This window comes from Ruegeria sp. CF2 (assembly GCF_056537385.1).
This window is the reverse complement of sequence record NZ_JBQFRL010000001.1, coordinates 2,059,779-2,081,299: the sequence shown is the minus strand read 5'-3', so window position 1 is coordinate 2,081,299 and position 21,521 is coordinate 2,059,779. Positions and strand designations below refer to the sequence as shown.

General features: G+C 61.6%; 16 protein-coding genes. 5 read left to right on the top strand and 11 right to left on the bottom strand.

Translation table 11 applies throughout. From position 1 onward, the window contains the following. The first annotated feature begins 170 nt into the window (after nt 1–170). Nucleotides 171–2,678 (top strand): GcvT family protein, encoded by a 2,508-nt coding sequence (locus ACR0IR_RS10370; RefSeq protein ID WP_480779067.1) that lies wholly within the window; start codon nt 171–173, stop codon nt 2,676–2,678. A gap of 39 nt (nt 2,679–2,717) precedes the next feature. Here ACR0IR_RS10370 and ACR0IR_RS10365 read toward each other — a convergent pair whose 3' ends face one another. The 4 genes from ACR0IR_RS10365 to ACR0IR_RS10350 form a co-directional block, all read right to left on the bottom strand. Continuing rightward, nucleotides 2,718–3,053: a carboxymuconolactone decarboxylase family protein gene (locus tag ACR0IR_RS10365; RefSeq protein WP_170362836.1), complete on the bottom strand. Its 336-nt coding sequence runs from the start codon at nt 3,051–3,053 to the stop codon at nt 2,718–2,720. Nucleotides 3,054–3,122: 69 nt separating this feature from the next. Beyond that, complete coding sequence (locus ACR0IR_RS10360; protein WP_170362838.1) at nt 3,123–3,776, bottom strand: DUF938 domain-containing protein; 654 nt, start codon at nt 3,774–3,776, stop codon at nt 3,123–3,125. Next, entirely contained in the window at nt 3,776–4,840 is a 1,065-nt protein-coding gene (locus ACR0IR_RS10355; protein WP_170362840.1) for an NAD(P)/FAD-dependent oxidoreductase, read from the bottom strand. The genes ACR0IR_RS10360 and ACR0IR_RS10355 overlap by 1 nt, the downstream gene beginning before the upstream one ends. Continuing rightward, nucleotides 4,837–5,778 (bottom strand): aldo/keto reductase, encoded by a 942-nt coding sequence (locus tag ACR0IR_RS10350; RefSeq protein WP_170362842.1) that lies wholly within the window; start codon nt 5,776–5,778, stop codon nt 4,837–4,839. Before ACR0IR_RS10350 ends, ACR0IR_RS10355 begins: the two co-directional genes overlap by 4 nt. Nucleotides 5,779–5,904: 126 nt before the next feature. Here ACR0IR_RS10350 and ACR0IR_RS10345 point away from each other — a divergent pair, with 126 nt between their 5' ends. From ACR0IR_RS10345 to ACR0IR_RS10335, 3 genes are all read left to right on the top strand, one after another. Beyond that, a complete protein-coding gene (locus ACR0IR_RS10345; RefSeq protein WP_437342605.1) occupies nt 5,905–6,306 on the top strand; it encodes a hypothetical protein in 402 nt (133 codons plus the stop codon). Between the two features lie 3 nt (nt 6,307–6,309). Then, entirely contained in the window at nt 6,310–7,542 is a 1,233-nt protein-coding gene (locus ACR0IR_RS10340) for an HlyD family secretion protein (RefSeq protein WP_170362844.1), read from the top strand. A 70-nt stretch (nt 7,543–7,612) separates the two neighbouring features. Further along, nucleotides 7,613–8,233 (top strand): CDP-alcohol phosphatidyltransferase family protein, encoded by a 621-nt coding sequence (locus ACR0IR_RS10335; RefSeq protein ID WP_170362846.1) that lies wholly within the window; start codon nt 7,613–7,615, stop codon nt 8,231–8,233. Between the two features lie 53 nt (nt 8,234–8,286). On the opposite strand, the gene ACR0IR_RS10330 is transcribed toward ACR0IR_RS10335, so the two are convergent. The 7 genes from ACR0IR_RS10330 to xdhA form a co-directional block, all read right to left on the bottom strand. Next, entirely contained in the window at nt 8,287–9,360 is a 1,074-nt protein-coding gene (locus tag ACR0IR_RS10330) for a BMP family ABC transporter substrate-binding protein (protein WP_170337473.1), read from the bottom strand. 32 nt (nt 9,361–9,392) lie between these two features. Then, on the bottom strand, nt 9,393–10,313 hold the full coding sequence (locus tag ACR0IR_RS10325) for an ABC transporter permease (protein WP_170337474.1): 921 nt from the start codon (nt 10,311–10,313) through the stop codon (nt 9,393–9,395). 2 nt (nt 10,314–10,315) lie between these two features. Beyond that, complete coding sequence (locus ACR0IR_RS10320; RefSeq protein ID WP_170362848.1) at nt 10,316–11,398, bottom strand: ABC transporter permease; 1,083 nt, start codon at nt 11,396–11,398, stop codon at nt 10,316–10,318. Between the two features lie 63 nt (nt 11,399–11,461). Next, nucleotides 11,462–12,979, bottom strand: coding sequence for an ABC transporter ATP-binding protein (locus ACR0IR_RS10315; protein ID WP_170362850.1), 1,518 nt, complete (start codon nt 12,977–12,979; stop codon nt 11,462–11,464). After that, entirely contained in the window at nt 12,976–13,911 is a 936-nt protein-coding gene (gene xdhC, locus ACR0IR_RS10310) for a xanthine dehydrogenase accessory protein XdhC (RefSeq protein WP_170362851.1), read from the bottom strand. The genes ACR0IR_RS10315 and xdhC overlap by 4 nt, the downstream gene beginning before the upstream one ends. After that, a complete protein-coding gene (gene xdhB / locus ACR0IR_RS10305; protein ID WP_170362853.1) occupies nt 13,911–16,313 on the bottom strand; it encodes a xanthine dehydrogenase molybdopterin binding subunit in 2,403 nt (800 codons plus the stop codon). The genes xdhC and xdhB overlap by 1 nt, the downstream gene beginning before the upstream one ends. Next, nucleotides 16,310–17,671, bottom strand: a complete 1,362-nt coding sequence (xdhA, locus tag ACR0IR_RS10300; RefSeq protein WP_170362854.1) for a xanthine dehydrogenase small subunit — start codon at nt 17,669–17,671, stop codon at nt 16,310–16,312. Before xdhA ends, xdhB begins: the two co-directional genes overlap by 4 nt. A gap of 345 nt (nt 17,672–18,016) precedes the next feature. On the opposite strand from xdhA, the gene dnaE reads away from it, so the two are divergent. Further along, nucleotides 18,017–21,517, top strand: a complete 3,501-nt coding sequence (dnaE, locus tag ACR0IR_RS10295) for a DNA polymerase III subunit alpha (protein ID WP_170362856.1) — start codon at nt 18,017–18,019, stop codon at nt 21,515–21,517. Nucleotides 21,518–21,521: the final 4 nt, after the last annotated feature.

Genomic DNA, 21,521 nt, shown 5'->3' with positions numbered 1-21,521 from the left:
CGGGAAAGCGCACGCAACCATCGGCTGTTGGTGTGTGCCTGTTCGCGGATTCGCGTCCCAACTTGTACGGCAGGTCGGTTTTGCACCGTTTTGCGTCGGATGGACTTGGCGCTGATTGGTCTTGTTCGGCATAAACCTTGCCAAACAGACTCAATCCGGAGAGCGGGCGTATGAAAACCCAAGTCAAAGCACTGGTCGTTGGCGGCGGCGCCGTTGGGACCTCGATAGCCTATCACCTGGCCAAGGCGGGCTGGGATGATGTCATGCTGATCGAGAGGGACGAGTTGACCTCGGGCTCGACCTGGCACGCTGCGGGTTTGCTTCCGCTGTTCAACATGTCCTATGCGACGACCCATATCCACAAATACTCGGTGGATTTCTACAAGACGCTGGAAGAGGAAACCGGCCTGAACGCGGGGTTCGCGGTGGTTGGAAACCTGCGCATGGCGCAGACGCAGGACCGCATGGATGAGTTCATGCTCTATGCCTCGACTGCCGAGACCTGCGACGTCAAATATGAATGGTTGACGCCCGAGCAGATCAAGGAGCGCTGGCCGCTGATCGAAACCTCGGATCTGAAGGGCGCGCTTTACCATACCGAGGACGGTTACATCAATCCGGCCGACGTGACCCAGGCGATGGCCAAGGGCGCCCGCCAGCGCGGTGTCGAGATCGTGCGCAAGATGCAGGCCGATGCCTTCCATTGGAACGGAACCCATTGGGAAGTCACCTGCACCAAGATGGTCGAAAAGGGTGGCAACCTTGTCCCCAGCGACGAGCAGGTAGTCATCACCGCCGAGCACGTGGTGACCGCTTCGGGAAACCATGCCCAGCGTACCGCCAAGCTGCTGGGCATCAAGATGCCCGCGATCCCGGTCGAGCATACCTTCATTGTCATGGACAAGGATCCGGAACTGGTGAAATGGCGTGAAGCCGGCAATCCGGAACACCCGGTCGTGCGCGACGCCGACAACGAATCCTACGCACGTGAGGAGCGCGGCGGCTGGATCCTCGGCATCTACGAGCACGGTGCCCCGGCACGCTTCGAATACGGTGTGCCCGACAGTTTTCGCGCTGACCTGTTCCCTCTGGATCTGGACCGGATCGCCGATCAGTACATGGCCATGGCCGAGCGTGTCCCGTCCTGTGCCGAGTCCGGCCTGAAGGACGATTTCAACGGTCCCATCTGCTATACGCCTGATGGCAACCCGCTGGTCGGCCCGGCGCCGGGCCTGCGAAATATGTGGCTGGCCGAGGGGTTCAGCTTTGGCATCACCGCCGCCGGCGGCACCGGCTATTATCTGGCTCAGATGATGGTCGATGGCGAAGCCGAGATCGACATGGCCTCGCTGGACCCCAAACGCTATTCGTCCAACTGGATGACCACCGAATTCGCCGCGCGCAAGAACGAGGAATGCTACGAGCACGTCTACATTCTGCATCACCCGGATGAAGAGCGCGAGGCCTGCCGTCCGCTGCGCACCGTTCCGGCCTATGATCGTCAGAAAGCCCGCGGCGCGCAGTTTGGGTGGGTCAACGGATGGGAACGCCCCAACTATTTTGGCCCGGTCGATGCCCCCGACAACTTCGACAAGGAAAGCCGCAGCTTCCGCCGTGGTGGATGGTGGCAGTTTGCCGTCGAAGAAGCCAAGGCGATCCGCAACGGTGTTGGTCTGATCGACGCGTCAGCCTTCACCAAGCATGTTGTCAAGGGCCCCGGCGCCACGCAGTTTCTGGACTGGTTCACCTGCAACAAGCTGCCCAAGGTTGGGCGCATCAACCTGACCTATGCGCTGACCGATCACGGCACCACCCGCACCGAATACACCATCGTGCGCCTGAAAGAGCACGAGTATTACCTCGTCTCCGCCGGTGCCTGGACCGAGTATGACGCCGACTTCCTGCGCAAGGCGGCCGAGGACAAGATGGACGAGTTCGGCTACATCGAGATCCAGGACGTGACCACCCAGTGGGGCGTCTTTGCCATCGCCGGGCCGAAATCGCGCGATGTGCTGAAAGAGGTCATCAAGGACGCCGAGCCGGAAACCGCCCTTTCGAACAAGCGCTTCCCGTGGCTGTCGGCACGTCAGATCGAACTGGGCATGTGCCCGGTCAACGCGATCCGCGTGGCCTATACCGGCGAGCTGGGCTGGGAACTGCATCACCCGATCGAGATGCAGAACTACCTGTTCGATCTTCTGGAGAAGGCCGGCGAGAAGCACGGCATGAAGCTGGTCGGCGCCCGCGCGCAAAACTGGCTGCGGCAGGAGAAATCCTATCGCGCCTTCGGCACCGAACTGGGCCGCGACGCCACCCCGCTCGAGGCCGACCTGCCGCGTTTCGTCGATTTGGACAAGGAGTTCCACGGCAAGGACAAGCTGATCGAAACCGGCGTACGGGTGAAATGCTGTACCCTGCTGATCGACGGGCCCGAGGATGCCGACCCCTGGGGCCGCGAGGCGCTCTATACGCCCGAAGGTGAGCGTGTGGGGCGTCTGACCTCGGGCGGGTATTCGGTTGCTTTTGAGAAATCCATCGGCATGGGCTATGTAAAGCCCGCACTGGCCGTGGAAGGAACCAAACTGAAGGTCAAAATGCTGGACCAGCTGTGGGATGCGGTCGTGACGTGCGACAGCCCCTATGACCCCAAGAACGAGACTATCCGCAAGGACGGTTGATCGGACAGAGGCCCCGGACAACTCCGGGGCCTTTTTTTGCTATGCGCTGAGTTCGTCGAAGCACTCCAGCGCTTTGGCTGCGTACATCATCGACGGACCGCCACCCATCTGGATCGCCATGGCCAGAACGTCCGAGAATTCCTCACGCGAAGCGCCCGCCTTGACCAGTGTTTCGGTGTGCAACGAAATGCAGGGTTCGCACCGTACTGCGATGGACATCCCCAAGGCGATGAACTCCTTGGTCTTGAAGTCCAATGTTCCGCCTTCCTTGACCGATTTCCCGAGCGCGCCGAAAGCGCGGGCGGTATCCGGTATGGCTCCGTTCAGGTTGCGCAATCCGCTGCGCGTTTCAGCAAGCTTGTCTGACCAGGTCATGTCTTGTGCCTCTTTTACATATTGCATCTTGCATATGTATCAGCGGCGTCGGAGCGGCTTTGATCTTGATCAGATCGAGGGCTTTTCTGCGACAAAAGCCAGATTGTTCGCAGGCATTGGAACCACTCCGACAACCCGCAGCCCTGCGCTTTCCAGATAGTTGCTGATCTGGCTGTCGTCCTTGTAGCCGATCTCGGGGTCTTGCCGGGTCAGGTCGGCATGAAAGCGTCGGTCGCCGTCGCTGATCAGCTTGCCCTGGCGCATGAACGGTCCGTAGAGAACGAACCGCCCCCCGGAGCAAAGGGCCAATGCGGCCTCGGACAGAACATTCCGGGCTTCTTTCCAACTGATCAGATGCAGCAGGTTGATCAGAATGATAAGGTTCTCGTTGCCAAAGTTTTGGTGCCACCCGGGCAGGGTTGCGTCCAGCTCGACGGCGGGAAGGATGTTTGAATGGTTCTCCGCATAGGCGTCGATGCTGGCCCGGCGGGCGGGATCGATCTCGCTCGGCTGCCAAGTGAGGCCAGGAAAGATACGGGCAAATGCGGCGACGTGTTGGCCCGTGCCGCTGGCCAGTTCCAATGCGTTTCCAGTGGCGATGGGCATCTCGGCCAGCAACGCGCACAAGGCGTCCGTATTTCGGCTGGCCGCAGGAGCGATCATCTTTGCGCCGTCACCCTGAGAGGCGACGCTTGCCGTCGGAGGCAGTTTCCGCCCGCCCATCAGCGTAACCGGGACACGGTAAGCGCGGAGACCATCGCGGCATCCAACTCGGGCGCGCGGCCCAGCGCAAGATCAGCAACCAATCGCGACGCGGCCGGTGCGGTTTGAAACCCGTACCCTCCCTGACCGGCAGACCAGACAAAGCTTTCATCTGACGGGTCGGGACCCAGAACAAGCGTGCCATCCGGGGCAAAGCTGCGCAGCCCGGCCCAATTGGTCTCGACACGGGTGACCGGGCTGTTCACCATTTCTTCGTACCGGGCCAGGCCCTCGGCCAGCACCATATCGTCGGCGTAGGCGTCATGCGGTTCAACCGGGTCGGCCTCGGACGGTGACACCAACAGCTTGCCGGCATCCGGTTTGGCGTACCAGGTCTCACCCGTGCCCAGCATCATCGGCCAATTTTTCACTTCATGGCCCCCAGGCGCTGGCAGTCGGGCCATGGAACGGCGGCGCGGCGTGATTCCGATCGGTGCGATCCCGGCCATCCTTGCGATCTCGTCCGCCCAGGCGCCAGCGGCATTGACGATGGTGCGCGCTTGAAAGACCTCGGCCGCTTCCACCAGCCAATGGCCGTCCTTGCGGATCCGCGCCACTTTTTGGCGGGTCAGTACCGATCCCGCGTTGGCGCGAATGGTGCGGGCGAAATCCTGCAGCATTCGGTCGGTGTCGATGTCGTAAGCGCCCTCACTCAGCGCTGCGTATGCAACGGATTCCGGGTTCAGGACCGGAACACGCACCAACGCATCGGCGACCGAAATTTCGGCCATTCCCAGCTCGCTCAGGTCTTTGCGGAACTGGTCGGCCTGATCACTTTTGGCCAGCAGCATCAGCCCGCGCGGGGTCAGATAGTCGTTCAAAAAAAAGAACTCGGCGCTGGCCTTGTTCAGAGCCACGACCGAAGGCGGGCCATAACCTTCTTCGAACAATGCCGCCGATCGCCCCGAGGCGTGATAGCCCAGCGCGTCCTCGGCCTCGAGTACGGTTACCGTCCCATGCTCGGACAGACGCGCGCCGGCGCTGAGACCGGCAATGCCGCCGCCGATGATCAGAAAATCAATCACTGGACCTCCTCCAGCCGGTCCGTCGCCGGTGGCGGTGTCTGGCTGAGCGCCGTGATGCGGGCATAGAGCTCGGCCGATAGGTCGAACGTCAGAGCAGCCAGCGACGGCGCCAGCTGTTCGGCAGATATGGCCGATATGATCGGCGACGGGGCAAACGGGCTGGCGGCAACCCAAGCGACGGCAAGCGTCGCCGGATCCACGCCAGCCTGATGTCCCAAGCGGGCCAGCTCGGCAGCTGTTTCGGCCATCCACTCAGCTCCATAGCGGCTGGCATATCGGTCATCTTCGGACAGCCGGCCGGCTGCACCGCCACGGGAATACTTTCCGGTCAGCAATCCGCCACCCAGCGGCGAGTAGGCAAAAACCGAGATGCCTTGATCCGCACACATTGGCAGGATCTCGACCTCGGCCTGTCGCTTGACCAAATTGTACATCGGTTGCAGCGCGTCGATGGTCAGGCCGAAATCCGCGGCGACGCGCACGGCTTTCATCACTTGCCAGGCGGCAAAGTTGGACAAGCCGACATAACGGATCTTGCCCGCGTCTTTGAGCTGGGCAAAGCACTCCATCGTTTCGGCAAGATCGGTGTCCGGATCGAACCGGTGCAGGTACAGCAGGTCGACCATGTCCTGACCCAGACGTTTGCGGGACATGTCGAACTGCGCACGGATGTTGGCCGCGCCGGCGCCGCCTGTGTAGCCCGCTTTGGTGGCGATCGTCAGTTGCTCGCGCTGAGACGCGATCATCTGGCCCAGCAACGTTTCCGACGCACCGTCGGTATAGACAAAAGCCGTATCGAAATGCGTGATGCCGGCCGCGCGACAGGCGTCGAACATGGCCCGGCTTTGTTCGGCATCGGCGCGGCCCCCGAACTGCATCGTGCCAAAAGTGAAACGGCCAATGTCAGTGCCGTCGGGATTGGAAAGCCTGAGTGTCATGAGAGTGCCTGAAATGAGCCCGACAAACGGGGGTCTTTGATCAATTGTCGCCCCAAGTTTTAATCAGGGTTGAATTTGCGCATCAACCCTTCCAAACATTCACAACCAAAAACGCAGGAGGGCAGGGTGACCAGCGCAGACCTACACCCAATGGCCACAGGGCACATTCCGTCATATGTGACCCAGGCGGATGGCAGCGATTTTCTTTTCAATTTCATGGTGATCTTCACGGTTGGTCTGATCCTGCTGATCGGTGTCGCGTATTTTACGTTGCACTCGATCCCCGAGAAGATGGCCCATGAGAACAACCACCCGCAGTTTCAGTTGGTTGGTATCCTGGCGTTGCTGGCCCTGTTTACGCACAACGGGTTATTCTGGGTTGCCGCCATCCTGGTTGCAGGTTTTCAGTTTCCTGACTTTGCTGCGCCCCTGCGCGCGATTGCAGATGCAATTCGGTCACTGGCACCCGGGACCTCTCCTTCGCCCGCTGAGCCTGACCCTGAGCCCGCCGCTCCGCAGGAGCACTGACGCATGATCGAAACATTTCTGTGCGCACTGGTCACCGTTCTGCCCGACTTTCTGTTCCGACGCTTCGTTCAGGGAAAACGGATAGGCCACGAAATCACGCTGTTCACCATGTGGTACGAACTGCGCTGGGGGCTGACCGCCTGCGCGATCCTTGCGCTGACGGTGATTACCACGCTGTTCTACTTCCATCCGGCAAGCAAAACGGCGGCGTCCTATTTCCGGACCGTGACGATTCTTCCGCAACTGGGTGGGCGCGTGTCCGAGGTCTATGTCACCAACAACCAGATGGTCACCGCGGGCCAGCCGATCTTCCGTATCGAGGATTTCACCCAGCGCGCGCAGGTCGAAGCCGCACATGCCCAGATTGCTCAGATACAGGCCTCGCTGAAGGTTGCGCAAACGGATCTGGCCGAGGCCGAAGCCGGCATTGCAGGCGCGCAGGCGGCGCTGGCGCAGGCGCTTGAGGATTTGGAGCGCAACACCACCCTGCGCGATCAGGGATCCAGCGCAGTCCGCCTGACCGAGATCGAGCGACTGGAGAACCTTGTCGCCGAGCGCGAGGCCAAGGTTCTGGCCGCGCAATCCCAAAAGGCGGCCGTTGTTCAGAAGATCGAAGAACTGATCCCTGCCCAGTTGGCCAGCGCCGAGGCGCAGCTGGATGCCGCACTGGCCGAATTGGACAAGACGACAATCAGCGCAGGTGTGACGGGCCGGGTCGAGCAGTTCGGGCTGCGGGTCGGCGATTTTGTCAGCCCGCTGATGCGCCCGGCAGGAATTCTGGTTCCGACGGATTCCGGGCGCGACCGGTTTCAGGCGGCTTTCAACCAGATGTCTGCGCAGGTGATCAAACCGGGAATGATCGGAGAGCTGGGCTGTATGACGCGGCCATTCACGGTGATTCCGGTCGTTGTGGTCCAGGTGCAGGATGTGATCCCTTCGGGACAGATCCGGCCCACCGACGAATTGCGCGAAGTTCAACAGAACACAACCCCCGGATCAATCCTCGTGTACCTCGAGCCGCTTTACGAAGGGCTGGCAGACAAGGTTCCCCCGGGCAGCAACTGTCTTGCCAATGTCTACACCGACAATCACGACAGGCTTGAACACGAAGATCTGGGTTTCTGGGAAAGGGCATTCCTGCATGTCGTGGACACGATCGGTGTGGTTCATGCGGCAGGCTTGCGACTGCGTCTGATCCTGATGCCTGTGAACACGCTGGTTCTAAGCGGCCACTGATGGCGGGAACGTGAGTGTTCTCGCGCTATTGTGTCTGGAAATGGTGCCTGTCCCCGGTTAACTGCCGCACATGTTTGATGCGCAAATCCGCCCGATTATCGACCCGGCCCTGAACGCTCAGGGCCGTTTTCTCGCGCGGTTGGGCTTTACGGCAAACCAGGTGACGCTGATTGGGCTGGCACTTGGTTTGGTCGCAGCGGGCCTGATCGTGGCTGGCGCGACGTACTGGGCGTTGGTGCCTTTGCTGCTGTCGCGCCTCGCGGATGGGCTGGACGGTGCTGTTGCGCGTGCCCGGGGCGGCACCGATTTCGGCGGCTATCTGGATATCACCTGCGACTTTCTGTTCTACGGCGCTATCCCCTTCGCATTTATTCTGGCTGACCCGGCCTCCAATGGCGTGGCCGGTGCTTTCCTCCTGCTGTCCTTCTATTTCAACGGCACCAGTTTTCTGGGCTTTTCGCTGCTGGCCGACCGGCACGGTTTGAAGACCGACGCCAGAGGGCAGAAGGCCCTGTATTTTTCCGGTGGGTTACTGGAGGGGGCCGAAACGATCGGTTTCCTTGTTCTTGTGTGTCTGGTGCCAGATGCGTTTGCCGCCTTGGCGTGGATATTCGGCAGCTTGTGTTTCCTGACTGCCACATCCCGGATCGTGTTGGCAGCGCGCAGTTTCGGCAACCGTTCCGGGAACTGAAAAAGCCCGCCGTTTCCGGCGGGCTTTGGGTTTGCTGACAGTACATTTCCCGCTTATTGCGGGATGTCGCCTTCCAGCCCTTCGACATAGAAGTTCATGCCGGCCAGAGTACCGTCATCGGCCACTTCACCCTCGGCCAGCCAGGCGCTGCCGTCTTGCTTGTTCAGCGGCCCGGTGAACGGGTGATAGCTGCCATCTGCAATCGCGGCTTTCAGGGCCAGCGCCTCTTCCTTGACGTCGGCCGGAACGGCGTCGGAAATCTCGCCGATTTCAACCATGCCTTCCTTGATGCCGTCCCATGTGTTCACCGACTCCCAGGTGCCGTCCATCACGGCCTGGGTGCGCGCGATGTAGTAGGGCGCCCAGTTGTCGATGATCGAGCTGACGCGCGGCATCGGAGCATATTCGCTCATGTCCGAGGCCTGGCCGAAAGTGATCACGTTGCCGGCTTCTTGTGCGGCCGCCTGCGGTGCGGTCGAGTCCGTGTGCTGCAGGATCACGTCGGCGCCCTGTTCGATCAGAACCTTCGCCGCGTCGGCCTCTTTCGCCGGATCGAACCAGGTGTAGGCCCAGACGATCTTGAACTCGACATCCGGGTTCACCTTCTTGGCGTGGATGAAGGCCGAGTTGATGCCGCGGATCACTTCGGGGATCGGGTACGAGCCGATGTAGCCGATGATGTTCGACTTGGTCATCTTGCCGGCGATATGACCTTGGACAGCGCGACCCTCATAGAAACGCGCCGAGTAGACCGACACGTTGTCGGCGGTCTTGTAGCCCGTGGCGTGTTCAAATTTCACGTCCGGGAATTTCTTGGCCACGTTGATGGTCGGGTCCATGTAGCCGAACGAGGTGGTGAAGATCAGGTCAGCGCCTTCCAGCGCCATCTGGGTCATGACGCGCTCGGCATCCGGGCCTTCGGGCACCGATTCCACGTACACGGTTTCTACCTTGTCGCCAAAGTGCTTTTCGACGGCCTGACGGCCCTTGTCGTGTTCATAGGTCCAGCCGCCGTCGCCCACCGGGCCGACATAGACGAAACCGACCTTTGTCTTGTCCTCGGCCACGGCGCCCGTGGCAAGGCCAAGTGCCATGGCGGCGCTTGCCAGAAGTGAAGTGAATTTCATTTAGTTACTCCCCAAGTTGGTACAGTTGGCCCCTAGTGCGAGGCGTGGAAGGTCCGGCCCAGTGAGGCTGGTGCGCTGCTCTTGTCGGCCGAAAGGATCACAAGCACAAGGATCGTGATGATGTAGGGCGACATTGCCAGATACTCGACAGGTATGGCAACGCCCGCTGCCTGTAGATTAAGCTGCAAGACCGTGATTCCGCCAAACAAATAGGCACCCAGCAAGGCACGCCATGGTTTCCAGCTGGCAAACACCACCAGAGCCAGAGCAATCCAGCCGACTCCGGCGGTCATGCCTTCGGTCCACTGAGGGACCCGGATCAGGCTGATATATGCACCGCCAAGCCCCGCACAGGCCCCGCCGAACAGGATCGCCATAATGCGGATCTTGATGACCTTGTAGCCGAGAGCATGCGCTGCATCGTGGTTCTCACCCACCGCACGCAGGATCAGACCGACGCGGGTGTATTTTAGAGTGGCCCATACCGCTGCCGTCAACGCGATCCCGACATAGAGGATCGGATCATGTTGGAACAGGATCGGACCGATGACCGGAATATCGCTGAGCAGCGGGATATGGATGTCCCCCATGCTGGGCGGTTTGATGCCCACATAGCTTTGGCCCAGAAGAGCACTGAAGCCCAAGCCAAACAGCGTCAGCGCAAGACCGCTGGCCACCTGGTTCGCCAGCGCGAACTGGGTCAGCAGAACGAACAGCAGCGACAGCAGCGCACCGCCAACGGCCGCCGCGACGAAACCCAACCATGGCGAGCCTGTCTCGACCGAGATCGCAAATCCGCTGATTGCGCCCACGATCATCATGCCTTCGACGCCGAGGTTCAGAACGCCGGCCTTTTCGACCACAAGCTCTCCGATCGCCGCGAGCAGAAGCGGGGTTGCAGCAACCATCAACGAGGCCAGCAAAAGAACGGGATTGATTTCTCCAAGGTCCATGGTCACGCCACCTCGCTACGGGCCGCACGGATGCGGTAGTTGGTCAAAAGATCGAAGGCCAGCAGGAAGAACAGAAGCATTCCCTGGAACACCTGGATGGCCGCAGCGGGCAGCCCCAGCTGGGATTGTGCGATTTCGCCACCGATATAGGTCAGCGCCATCAGGCCGCCGGCCAGCAGGATGCCCACCGGGTGCAGACGGCCCAGAAACGCCACGATGATCGCGGTAAAGCCGTAGCCCACGTTGAAGTCGATGCTGACCACGCCGGACGGGCCCGAGACCTCGAACATACCGGCAAGACCGGCCAACGCGCCCGACAGCCCCAGGCAAAACAGGATCAGCCGCGGGGGATTCACGCCGGCAAATCGTGCCGCGCGCGGAGCTTCGCCTGTAAGGCGGATGTGAAACCCCAGCATGTGCCGGTTCAGCAGGACATAGGCAAAGATCACCGCGATAAAGGCCGCGACGACGCCCCAGTGCATGCCTGTTCCGGCAAACAGTTCAGCATTGTGGGCGCTTTCATAGGACTGCAGGTTGCGCGAGCCGGGAAACCCGAACCCTTCAGGGTTTTTCAGCAGACCCAGCGACATCGAGGCCAGAAACTGCTCGGCCACGTAAACCAACATCAAGGAGACGAGAATCTCGTTGGTGCCAAACCGAACCTTTAGCAGGGCCGGGATCATCGCCCAGATCCAGCCGCCGAACGCGCCGGCGATCACCATGATTGGAAAGACGTACCACGCATCCAGAGGGTAGAAGGCCAGGCCGGCCGCGGCGCCGAAGATGGCGCCCATGATGTACTGGCCCTCGGCGCCGATATTCCAGATACCGGCGCGGAAGCCCAGCGACAGACCGATGGCGATCAGAACCAACGGTGCGCCCTTCACCAGCAGTTGCGGTCGGTAGTAGAATGAGAATTCTCCGAACAGGGGTTCCCAGAAGATGGTTCCGATCGCTTCGACCGGGTTCTTGTCCAGAATTGCAAACAGCAACCCGCCGAAAACCATGGTTGCCAGCACTGCGACCAGAGGGGTGGCATACGACCACGCCTTGGACGGCTGTGGCCTTTTCTCCAACACTATCATTTGCTCATCCCCCCAAAGTCTTCGTCTTTTTTTGGATTTTTGCGCCAGAGGCGGCAGCTTAGGTTACACATGGGCCACCTCCATCCCATGCGCGCCGCCCATCATCAGACCGATCTCTTCGACGGTCAGGCCAGTTGTGGGACGCGGAGCGCTGAGGCGCCCTTCGTTCAAGGCGGCGAAACTGTCGGAAATCTCCATCAGCTCATCCAGATCCTGGCTGATGCAGACCACCGCCGTTCCCTTGGCCGCAAGGTCCAGAATGGCCTGACGGATCGCAGCGGCTGCGGCGGCGTCGACGCCCCAGGTCGGCTGGTTCACGACCAGAACTTCGGGGTTTTGCAGGACTTCCCGGCCGATGACGAATTTCTGCAGGTTGCCGCCCGACAGCGACCGCGCGGCGTTTTCCGGCCCCGGGGTCCGCACGTCGAATGCCTGAATGATCTTCTCCGCAAAAATGCGGGTGTCAGCCCATTTCAAAAAACCGTTCTTCTCCAAAGACTCGCGCACCGAGCCGGTCAGCAGAGCGTTTTCCGTCAGGCTCATGTCCGGCGCCGCGGCATGTCCCAACCGCTCTTCCGGGGCCGTCAGCACACCCAGTCTGCGCCGGGCCGTCGGACCCAGTTTGCCGATCGGCTGGCCGTTGAAGCGGATCGCATCCGCGTCCGTCAGGATTTCACCGGACAAAACGCCCAGCAGTTCGTCCTGACCGTTGCCCGCCACGCCGCCGATGCCAAGGACTTCGCCCTTGCGCACGGTCAAGTGCACGTTCTTCAGAGCGGTCCCGAATTCGGAAGGGGATGGAACCGAAAGCCCGGAAACATCCAGCGCGACGGGCCCGAACTCGCGCCCGGACCGTTCAGGAGTCTGAAGGGCTGATCCCACCATCATTTCGGCCATGTCGCGGGCGGATGTTTCACTGGGTGTGCATTCACCCACGTTCTTGCCCAGCCGTAGAATGGTGGCGTGGTCGCACAGCGTGCGGATTTCCTCCAGTTTGTGCGAGATGTACAGGATCGAAGTTCCTTCCGACCGCAGTTTTTTCAGTGTTTCGAACAGGATATCTACCTCCTGCGGGGTCAGGACCGAGGTCGGTTCGTCCATGATCAGCAGCTTTGGGTCCTGCAGCAGGCAGCGGATGATCTCAACTCGCTGGCGTTCACCGGCGGACAGGTCACCAACCCGACGATACGGATCCAGCGGCAGGCCATAGGTCTCCGAGACCTCGCGAATGCGCGATGCCAGATCACCCATCGGCGGCGGGCTTTCCATGCCAAGGGCGATGTTTTCGGCCACGTTCAGGGCGTCAAACAGCGAAAAATGCTGGAACACCATGGCGATGCCGTCGGCACGGGCCGCACGCGGCTCGGCCGGCGCATAGGGTTGGCCGCGCACCAGCATCGTGCCGCTGTCCGGCTTGACCAGCCCGTAGATCATCTTCACCAGCGTGGATTTTCCTGCGCCGTTTTCGCCCAGCAAGGCGTGAACTTCGCCCTCACCGATGTCAAAGGACACGTGGTCGTTGGCCACGACGCCAGGATAGGCCTTGGTCAACCCCTGCAAGCTCAGTAGTGGAGTGGTCACGCGCTCTGGTCCTTCTTCAAGTCGTTCTGTCGGGCGGGGCGCAGAATTTGCGCTGCCACACCAACTGCGATCATCTGCGGGTGCTTGCCCAACGATGGGTCACCGATCGGGCAGGTGATCCGGGCGATCTGAGCCGGTGAGTGACCCAGCGCAGCCAGGCGCGAGCGGAATCGCGCCCATTTCGTAGCCGAGCCGATCAGTCCGGCAAAGTGAAAACCGTGCGTCAATATCCGGTTGCACAGTTCCAGATCCAGATTGTGTGAATAAGTCAGCACCAAGTGCTCGGCTTGGACCGGTGCGTGGCGCACGAGGTCGGCCGGGTTCGCTGCCGGAACCACGGTTACACCTGCTGGGATGTCAGCTGGAAACCGGTCGGCGGCGGTGTCCACCCAGGTGATGGCAAGATCGGGGAGAGGCGACAGCACATCCACAAGCGCCCGTCCGACATGACCGGCCCCCCAGATCCACAATTGGCGGGTCGGTGTGTGCACCGGCTCGATCATCCAGCCGTCAAGCAATTGCGGGTCAGGCGCGATACCCTGTGCGCGTGCGGTTGCCAGCAGCCGCTTGACCGACAATGGCATGTCACCACCGGCAGTCGGGCGTGCGATGACGGTATCGTCCAGGGCCTCGATGGATTTCAGGTCATAGACCTCGCTCAGCAGCGTTACGGCACCGCCACAGCATTGCCCGAGGTCGGGACCCAGCGCATGGCGGGACAGGCAGGTTGGGCTTTGCTGGACCCGGGCGGCCTCAGTCGCCTGATACTCCAGCGTGCCGCCCCCGATCGTGCCGGATTGCCCGCCCTTCCAGACCAGCATCGCGACGCCGACCTCGCGCGGGGACGAGCCTCGGATTGCGGCAATGACCACGCGGGTCACCTTGCCATGCGTCTTGACCGCCTCCCTCAAAGCCTCCCGGTCAAATCCCATCAGGTACCTCCACGAATGCGTTGAATGGCGGTCCAGACCTCTTCGGCGGTGGCTGGGGCATTGATCGCCGGATACCCGTCGCCGCAGGCCGCAACCGCGTTCGACAGCGCCAGCCAGGCCGAGATGCCCAGCATGAAAGGCGGCTCGCCCACTGCTTTTGAGCGATAGATGGTGTCTTCGCGGTTCTGACCATCCCAAAGCGCAACGTTGAACACACCCGGTCGGTCCGAACAGGCGGGGATCTTGTAGGTCGATGGCGCATGGGTGCGCAGCCGGCCTTTGTCGTCCCAGACCAGTTCCTCGGTCGTCAGCCAGCCCGCACCTTGCACATAGCCGCCCTCTACCTGCCCGATATCCAGCGCAGGGTTCAGCGAAGCACCCGCATCATGCAGGATATCTGTCCGAAGGATGCGGTTCTCGCCGGTCAGAGTGTCCACGGCGACTTCGGTCACCGAAGCTCCATAGGCGAAGTAGAAGAACGGGCGCCCGCGTCCGGCGATCCGGTCCCATTCGATCTTGGGGGTCTTGTAGAACCCCGTCGCCGACAGGCTGACGCGCCCCTGATAGGCCAGCGCCGCCGCCTCGGCAAAACTGTAGCTTTCCTCGCCCACGCTGACCCGGCCATCGGCAAAGACGACCGCCGATGGATTGGTCTGATGCCGCTCGGCCAGATAGGCGGCCATCCGGTCGCGGATCGTGTCGCAGGCGGCCTTGACCGCCATCCCGTTCAGGTCGCTGCCCGACGAGGCCGCCGTGGCCGAGGTATTCGGCACCTTCGCGGTATCGGTCGCGGTGATCTTCACCATCTCCAGCGGAATGCCGAACCGCGCGGCCGCCACCTGCGCAACTTTCTGAAACAGGCCTTGGCCCATCTCGGTGCCGCCATGGTTCAGATGCACCGAGCCGTCCTGATAGACGTGCACCAGCGCCCCGGCCTGGTTCAGGTGGGTAAGCGTGAAGGAAATCCCGAACTTGACCGGTGAAAAGGCGATGCCCTTCTTGATCACGCGGTTTTCGGCATTCCACTTCTCGATCGCGGCCTTGCGGGCCGCGTAATCGCAGGACTCCAGCAGGGCTTCGGTCATGGGATGCAGCTCGAAATCGGAGACTTCCATGCCATACGGGGTGGTGTTCCCACCGGCGGTGACGGGGCGCACCACCGAGCGGCCGGTTTCGACCGCGCCGCGGCTGGTCAGATCCTCATGCGGATCCGGGTGGCCCAGCGGCTTGTCCCGCACCGGTTCTTCAACGCCTGCATGCGCCGGTTCATAGTAGTTCCGCCGCCGCAGCTCGACCGGGTCCAGACCCAGCACATGCGCGGCGTGATCCATCACCCGCTCGATCCCCACCATGCCCTGCGGCCCGCCAAAGCCGCGATAGGCGGTTGCGGACTGTGTGTTGGTCTTCAGCCGATGGCTCTCGATCCGCGCGTTGGGCAGAAGGTACGCATTGTCGGAATGCAGCATCGCGCGGTCGGCGACCGGCAGCGACAGGTCCTGCGCCCAACCGCAGATGGCGTAGTGCACGAAGGAAACACCCTGAATGTGGCCGTTTTCGTCAAAGCCGGCCTTGTAGCTGATGCGGAAGGCGTGGCGCTTGCCGGTGATGGTCATGTCATCATCCCGGTCATAGCGCATCTTGCAGGCTCGACCGGTTGCCCGTGCCGCAACTGCGCAGGCCACGGCCAGCGCGTTGCCCTGGCTTTCTTTGCCACCGAACCCGCCGCCCATCCGCCGGGTTTCGACTCGCACCGCGTGCATGGGAACGCCCAAAGCGTCGGCCACCTTGTGTTGAATCTCGGTCGGGTGCTGGGTCGAGGAATGCACCAGCATGTCGCTGCCTTCGTTCGGCACCGCCAGCGCCGCCTGACCTTCCAGGTAGAAATGCTCCTGCCCGCCGATCTCGAACGTGCCTTCGATCACATGCGACGCCTGCGCGATGGCGGCATCCGCATCACCCTTGGCATAGATGCGGGGGCCGCCCTCGAACCGGCTGTCTGCGGCCAGAGCCTCTTCGATCGTCAGGATCGGCGTTTCCTCGGCATAGTCGATCTTGCCCAGCCGTGCCGCCTTGCGCGCCGCCAGATGGCTGGTGGCGACAACCAGAAACACGGGCTGGCCCACGTAATTCACGGTGCCGTCGGACAGCAATGGTTCGTCATGAATCGAGGGCGAGACGTCATTGGCAAATGGCAGGTCCTCAGCGGTCATCACCATCACGACCCCCGGGGCCGCGCGGACATCTGACAGGTCCATCGCCGTTATCCGGCCCTTGGCGATCGGGCTCAGGCCGAACGCCAGATGCAACGTGCCCTTGGGCGTCGGAATGTCGTCAACATAACGGGCGACGCCGGACACATGCAGGGGTGCGGCGTCATGGGGCAGCGGCTTGGTCACGCTCATGCCGACACCTCCAGCACATTGGTCAGCTCGCCTTGATCTTCTAGGAAATAGCGTTCGAGCATGGCCTTTGCGGTCTCCAGCCGGTAGCGGGCCGAGGCACGCATGTCGCTCATCGGGGAATAGTCCTCGGCAAAGGCCGGCAAAGCGCTTTGAACGGTTTCCGCCGTCCACGGGCGACCGGTTAGCGCGGCCTCAACCTGAGTCGCGCGTTTCGGCACACCGGCCATTCCGCCAAAGGCGATCCGGGCTTGCGAGACGACGCCGTCAGAAACGGTAATGTTGAAACAGCCGCATACGGCCGAGATATCCTGATCGAACCGTTTGCTCAGCTTGTAGCATTTCAGCCGATCGGGTTGACGCAGAAAGCTGACCGCTTCCACGAACTCGCCGGGCGCGCGATCCTGCTTTCCATAGTCAATGAAGAAATCTTCAAGAGGGATCGACCGGCGCTCGTCGCCCTTGCGCAGATGCAGCGTGGCCCCCAGCGCGATCAGTGCGGGCGGATTGTCTCCGATGGGCGAGCCGTTGGCGATGTTGCCGCCCACCGTGGCCGCGTGGCGCACTTGAACGCTGGCATAGCGCCGGATCATCTCGGCATAGGACGGATGCAGATCGGCCATCGCCGCGCCCAGGCGGTTCATGTCCACCATCGCGCCGATGTGGACCTCGTCTTCGGTGATCGAAATTTCCTTCAGATCGTCGCAGCCGCCCAGAAAGATCACCGGGTCAAGGTTCCGCAGCTGTTTGGTGACCCAAAGGCCGACATCGGTGGCACCCGCAATCAAAGTTGCACCGGGATGGGCGGCAAAGACGTTGGCCAGTTCGTCGGATGACTTCGGCAGAAGGGGTGAGGACGGCTTGGCTGCAACCGGCTTGTCCTTGACCCAGACCGGCACCGGCTGGTCTTCGACGGCCTTTGCCGCGCGGATGATCGGCGCATAGCCGGTGCAGCGGCACAGGTTGCCGGCCAGTTGCGTGTCATGATCCGTCGCGCCGTTGGCGTGGCTGGCCACCATCGACATCACGAAACCGGGCGTGCAGAATCCACATTGCGAGCCATGAAGGTCCACCATTGCCTGCTGCACCGGATGGGGTTCGCCGTCGGGCCCGCTCGCCCCCTCGACCGTGCGCACTGCCTTGCCGTGCAGTTGAGGCAAAAAAAGAATGCAGGAATTCAGCGCCTTGGCGCCGGCCTCATCCGTCACCATGACGGTGCAGGCCCCGCAATCGCCCTCGTTGCAGCCTTCCTTCGTGCCGGTCAGACCGCGATCCTCGCGCAGCCAATCCAGCAATGTGGCCGTCGGATCGACATCCGCCAGCTCCACTGTCTCTCCGTTCAGAAGAAACGTGATATTCATTCTTGAAACCCGTCGCCTTACCCGGTTGCGCCCATGGGTGCTCCTGTCTCGATGCGACGTAGAGAAAGAAGCGGGCTTGTAGCTTGCCTGAAGATGTTAGAAACAGCCTGTGCGCGCTGGCAAGAAAAACTGCCTGCCGAATGTACCATTCCCGATCCCATGCCTTGATATGCACCACGTCATTATTGTCTAGGCATCTGAATTGAAAGAGATTTTGGTGTAACTCCGGTGGCGTCGGCTGAAGCACCTTCTGGAATCTCCGAATAATGCGCGGCTATTTTTTCAGCAATCGGCCCTAACTGTTCCGGCTTTTTCCCGGGTCGCGAGTGCGATAGCCTGCCTCGTATGAGCAGTACTCCTCGATTCATCCACCTCCGAGTTCACACCGAATACTCCCTTCTCGAGGGGGCGGTGCGCCTGAAGAAACTGCCAACGCTGTGCGAGCAGATGGACATGCCCGCCGTTGCGGTGACGGACACCAACAACATGTTCGCGGCGCTGGAATTCTCGGTCACCGCAAGCGGTGCGGGTGTGCAGCCGATCATGGGCTGCCAGGTTGATCTGGCGTATGTTCAGGCGCAGCCGGGGGAAAAACCCAAGCCCCCTGCGCCGATTGTACTGCTGGCACAGTCTGAGACGGGGTACGAGCATCTGATGAAGCTCAGCTCGTGCCTGTATGTGGACAAGGGCGGGCAGTTGCCGCAGGTCACGCTTGAGGAGTTGGCTGCGCATTCCGATGGGCTGGTCTGCTTGACCGGCGGACCGGACGGCCCCGTTGGCCGCCTGTTGCAGCAGGGCCAGCGTCCGGCGGCCGAATTGCTGGTCGATCGGTTGGCCGCGATGTTCCCCGACCGCCTTTATGTCGAACTGCAACGTCATCCCGGCGAGGATGGCCAGCCCGAGGCCGAGCGCCTGACCGAGCGCGGCCATGTGGAAATGGCCTATGCCAAGAACCTGCCTCTGGTGGCCACGAATGACGTCTATTTCCCGACCTCGGACATGTATGAGGCGCATGATGCGCTGATCTGCATTGCAGAGGGTGCCTATGTCGACCAGCAGGAAGGTCGTCGCCGCCTGACCGCGCAGCATTACTTCAAATCTCCGCAGGAAATGGCCACGCTCTTTGCCGATCTGCCCGAAGCGATCGACAATACGGTCGAGATTGCCAAACGTTGCGCCTTCATGGCCTACAAGCGGGATCCGATCCTGCCGAAATTCGCCGATGACGAGGTCGAGGAGCTACGCCGCCAGGCCAACGAGGGTCTGCAGGCCCGACTGGCGGTGATCCCGCACGCTGTCCCACCCGAGGAATACCAGAAGCGTCTGGATTTCGAATTGGACATCATCGAGGGCATGGGGTTTCCCGGTTATTTCCTGATCGTTGCGGACTTCATCAAATGGGCCAAGGATCATGACATCCCCGTCGGTCCGGGTCGGGGCTCGGGCGCGGGTTCGCTGGTGGCCTATGCGCTGACGATTACCGACCTTGACCCGCTGCGTTACAGCCTGCTGTTCGAACGCTTCCTGAACCCCGAACGGGTGTCGATGCCCGACTTTGACATCGACTTCTGCATGGACCGCCGCGAAGAGGTGATCCGGTATGTTCAGCAGAAATACGGCCGCGACAAGGTGGGCCAGATCATCACCTTCGGCGCGCTCTTGTCCAAGGCCGCGGTGCGCGACATCGGGCGGGTGCTGCAGATGCCCTACGGCCAGGTGGATCGCCTGTCCAAGATGATCCCGGTCGAAGGCGTCAAGCCGGTGTCAATCGAGAAGGCCCTGAAAGACGAACCGCGCCTGCGCGAAGAAGCCCGCAACGAAGAGGTGGTCGACCGCCTGCTGACTTACGGCCAGCAGGTCGAGGGGCTGCTGCGCAACGCTTCGACCCACGCCGCCGGCGTGGTGATCGGCGACCGGCCGCTGGACGAGCTGGTGCCGCTCTATCAGGACCCCCGCTCGGACATGCCTGCCACCCAGTTCAACATGAAGTGGGTCGAACAGGCCGGTCTGGTGAAATTCGACTTTCTGGGCCTCAAGACTCTGACGGTCATCCAAAACGCCATGGACCTGATCTTCAAGTCCGGACGGCCATTGCACGTGGCGGCCGACGGTCGGCAGCTTTATGAGCCGGCCGAGGGGGCCGAGAACCAGATCAACGCCATCCCGCTGGATGACCCGGCCACTTACAAGCTTTATTCCGCGGCCAAGACCGTGGCGGTGTTCCAGGTTGAAAGCTCGGGCATGATGGATGCGCTCAAGCGCATGAAACCCACCTGTATCGAGGACATCGTGGCACTTGTCGCGCTCTACCGCCCCGGCCCGATGGAGAACATCCCGACCTATTGCGAGGTCAAGAATGGCCAGCGCAAGATCACCTCGGTCCACCCGCTGATTGACCACATTCTGGAAGAAACGCAAGGCATCATCGTCTACCAGGAGCAGGTGATGCAGATCGCGCAGGTCATGGCGGGCTACAGCCTCGGCGGCGCCGACCTGCTGCGCCGCGCGATGGGTAAAAAAATCAAAGAGGCGATGGACGCCGAGCGCCCGAAATTCGAGGCCGGGGCAGCCGCGAACGGGGTAGATGCCAAGAAGGCGTCCGAGGTGTTCGACCTGCTGGAGAAATTCGCCAACTACGGCTTCAACAAATCTCACGCGGCGGCCTACGCGGTGGTCAGCTATCAGACCGGCTGGCTGAAGGCGAACCACCCGGTCGAATTCATGGCCGGTGTCATGAACTGCGATATCCATCTGACCGACAAGCTGGCGATCTATTTCGAAGAGGTCCGCAAGGGTTTGGAACTGCCCTACGTGCCGCCTTGCATAAACCGGTCGCAGGCAACGTTTGATGTGGTGGATGGCAAGCTGGTCTATGCGCTGGGCGCGCTCAAGAACGTGGGCGCCGAGGCGATGAACCTCGTGGTGCAGGGCAGGGGCGACAAGCCGTTCGTCAACCTCTTTGACTTTGCCCGCCGGGTCGATCTGAAGAAGGTCGGAAAACGGCCGCTGGAGATGCTGGCTCGCGCGGGCGCCTTTGACGAGCTGGACAAGAACCGCCGCCGGGTCTTCGAAAGCCTCGAACAGCTGGTGCAGTATTCGGCGGCGATCCACGAACAGAAGAACTCGAACCAGGTCTCGCTGTTCGGCGAGGCGGGCGACGACCTGCCCGAACCGCGCCTGTCGAAATCGCCCGACTGGCTACCCGCCGAACGGCTGAGCGAGGAATTCAAGGCCATCGGCTTCTACCTGTCCGGCCACCCGCTGGACGACTATATGCCCGCGCTGAAACGCAAGCAGGTGATGACGCTGGACGAGGTTACCGAAAAGGCACGCTCGGGTCCGTTGATCGCCAAGATGGCCGGTGTGGTCGCCGGGCGACAGGAGCGGAAATCGGCCAAGGGCAACCGTTTCGCCTTTGCACAGCTGTCCGACCCGACGGGGGCGTACGAGGTGACGCTGTTCTCGGAAACCCTAGAGAAATCACGCGAATATCTGGAAACCGGCGCGCAGGTCGTGCTGACGGCCGAAGCCACGATGGAGGCTGACCAGCTGAAGCTGCTGGCGCGCTCGGTCGGGCCGGCGGATTCAGTCGTGGCCGAGGCCGGCGCGACCGGGCTTCGTATCTTTTTGGACCAATCACAGGCGCTGTCGACGGTCGCCAGCGTTCTTGCGGATGCTGCGGGGGCGGCCAAAAACGCCTCGAAAGGGCCGATCCATTTGTGTCTGCTGGATCCGGGCTTGCCGGGAGAGGTCGAGATGGACCTGGGGCAGGAATTCCCGATCAATCCCCAGATCAAGGGTGCCATCAAATCACTGGGTGGGGTCTTGTCCGTCGAAGAGGTCTAGGGTG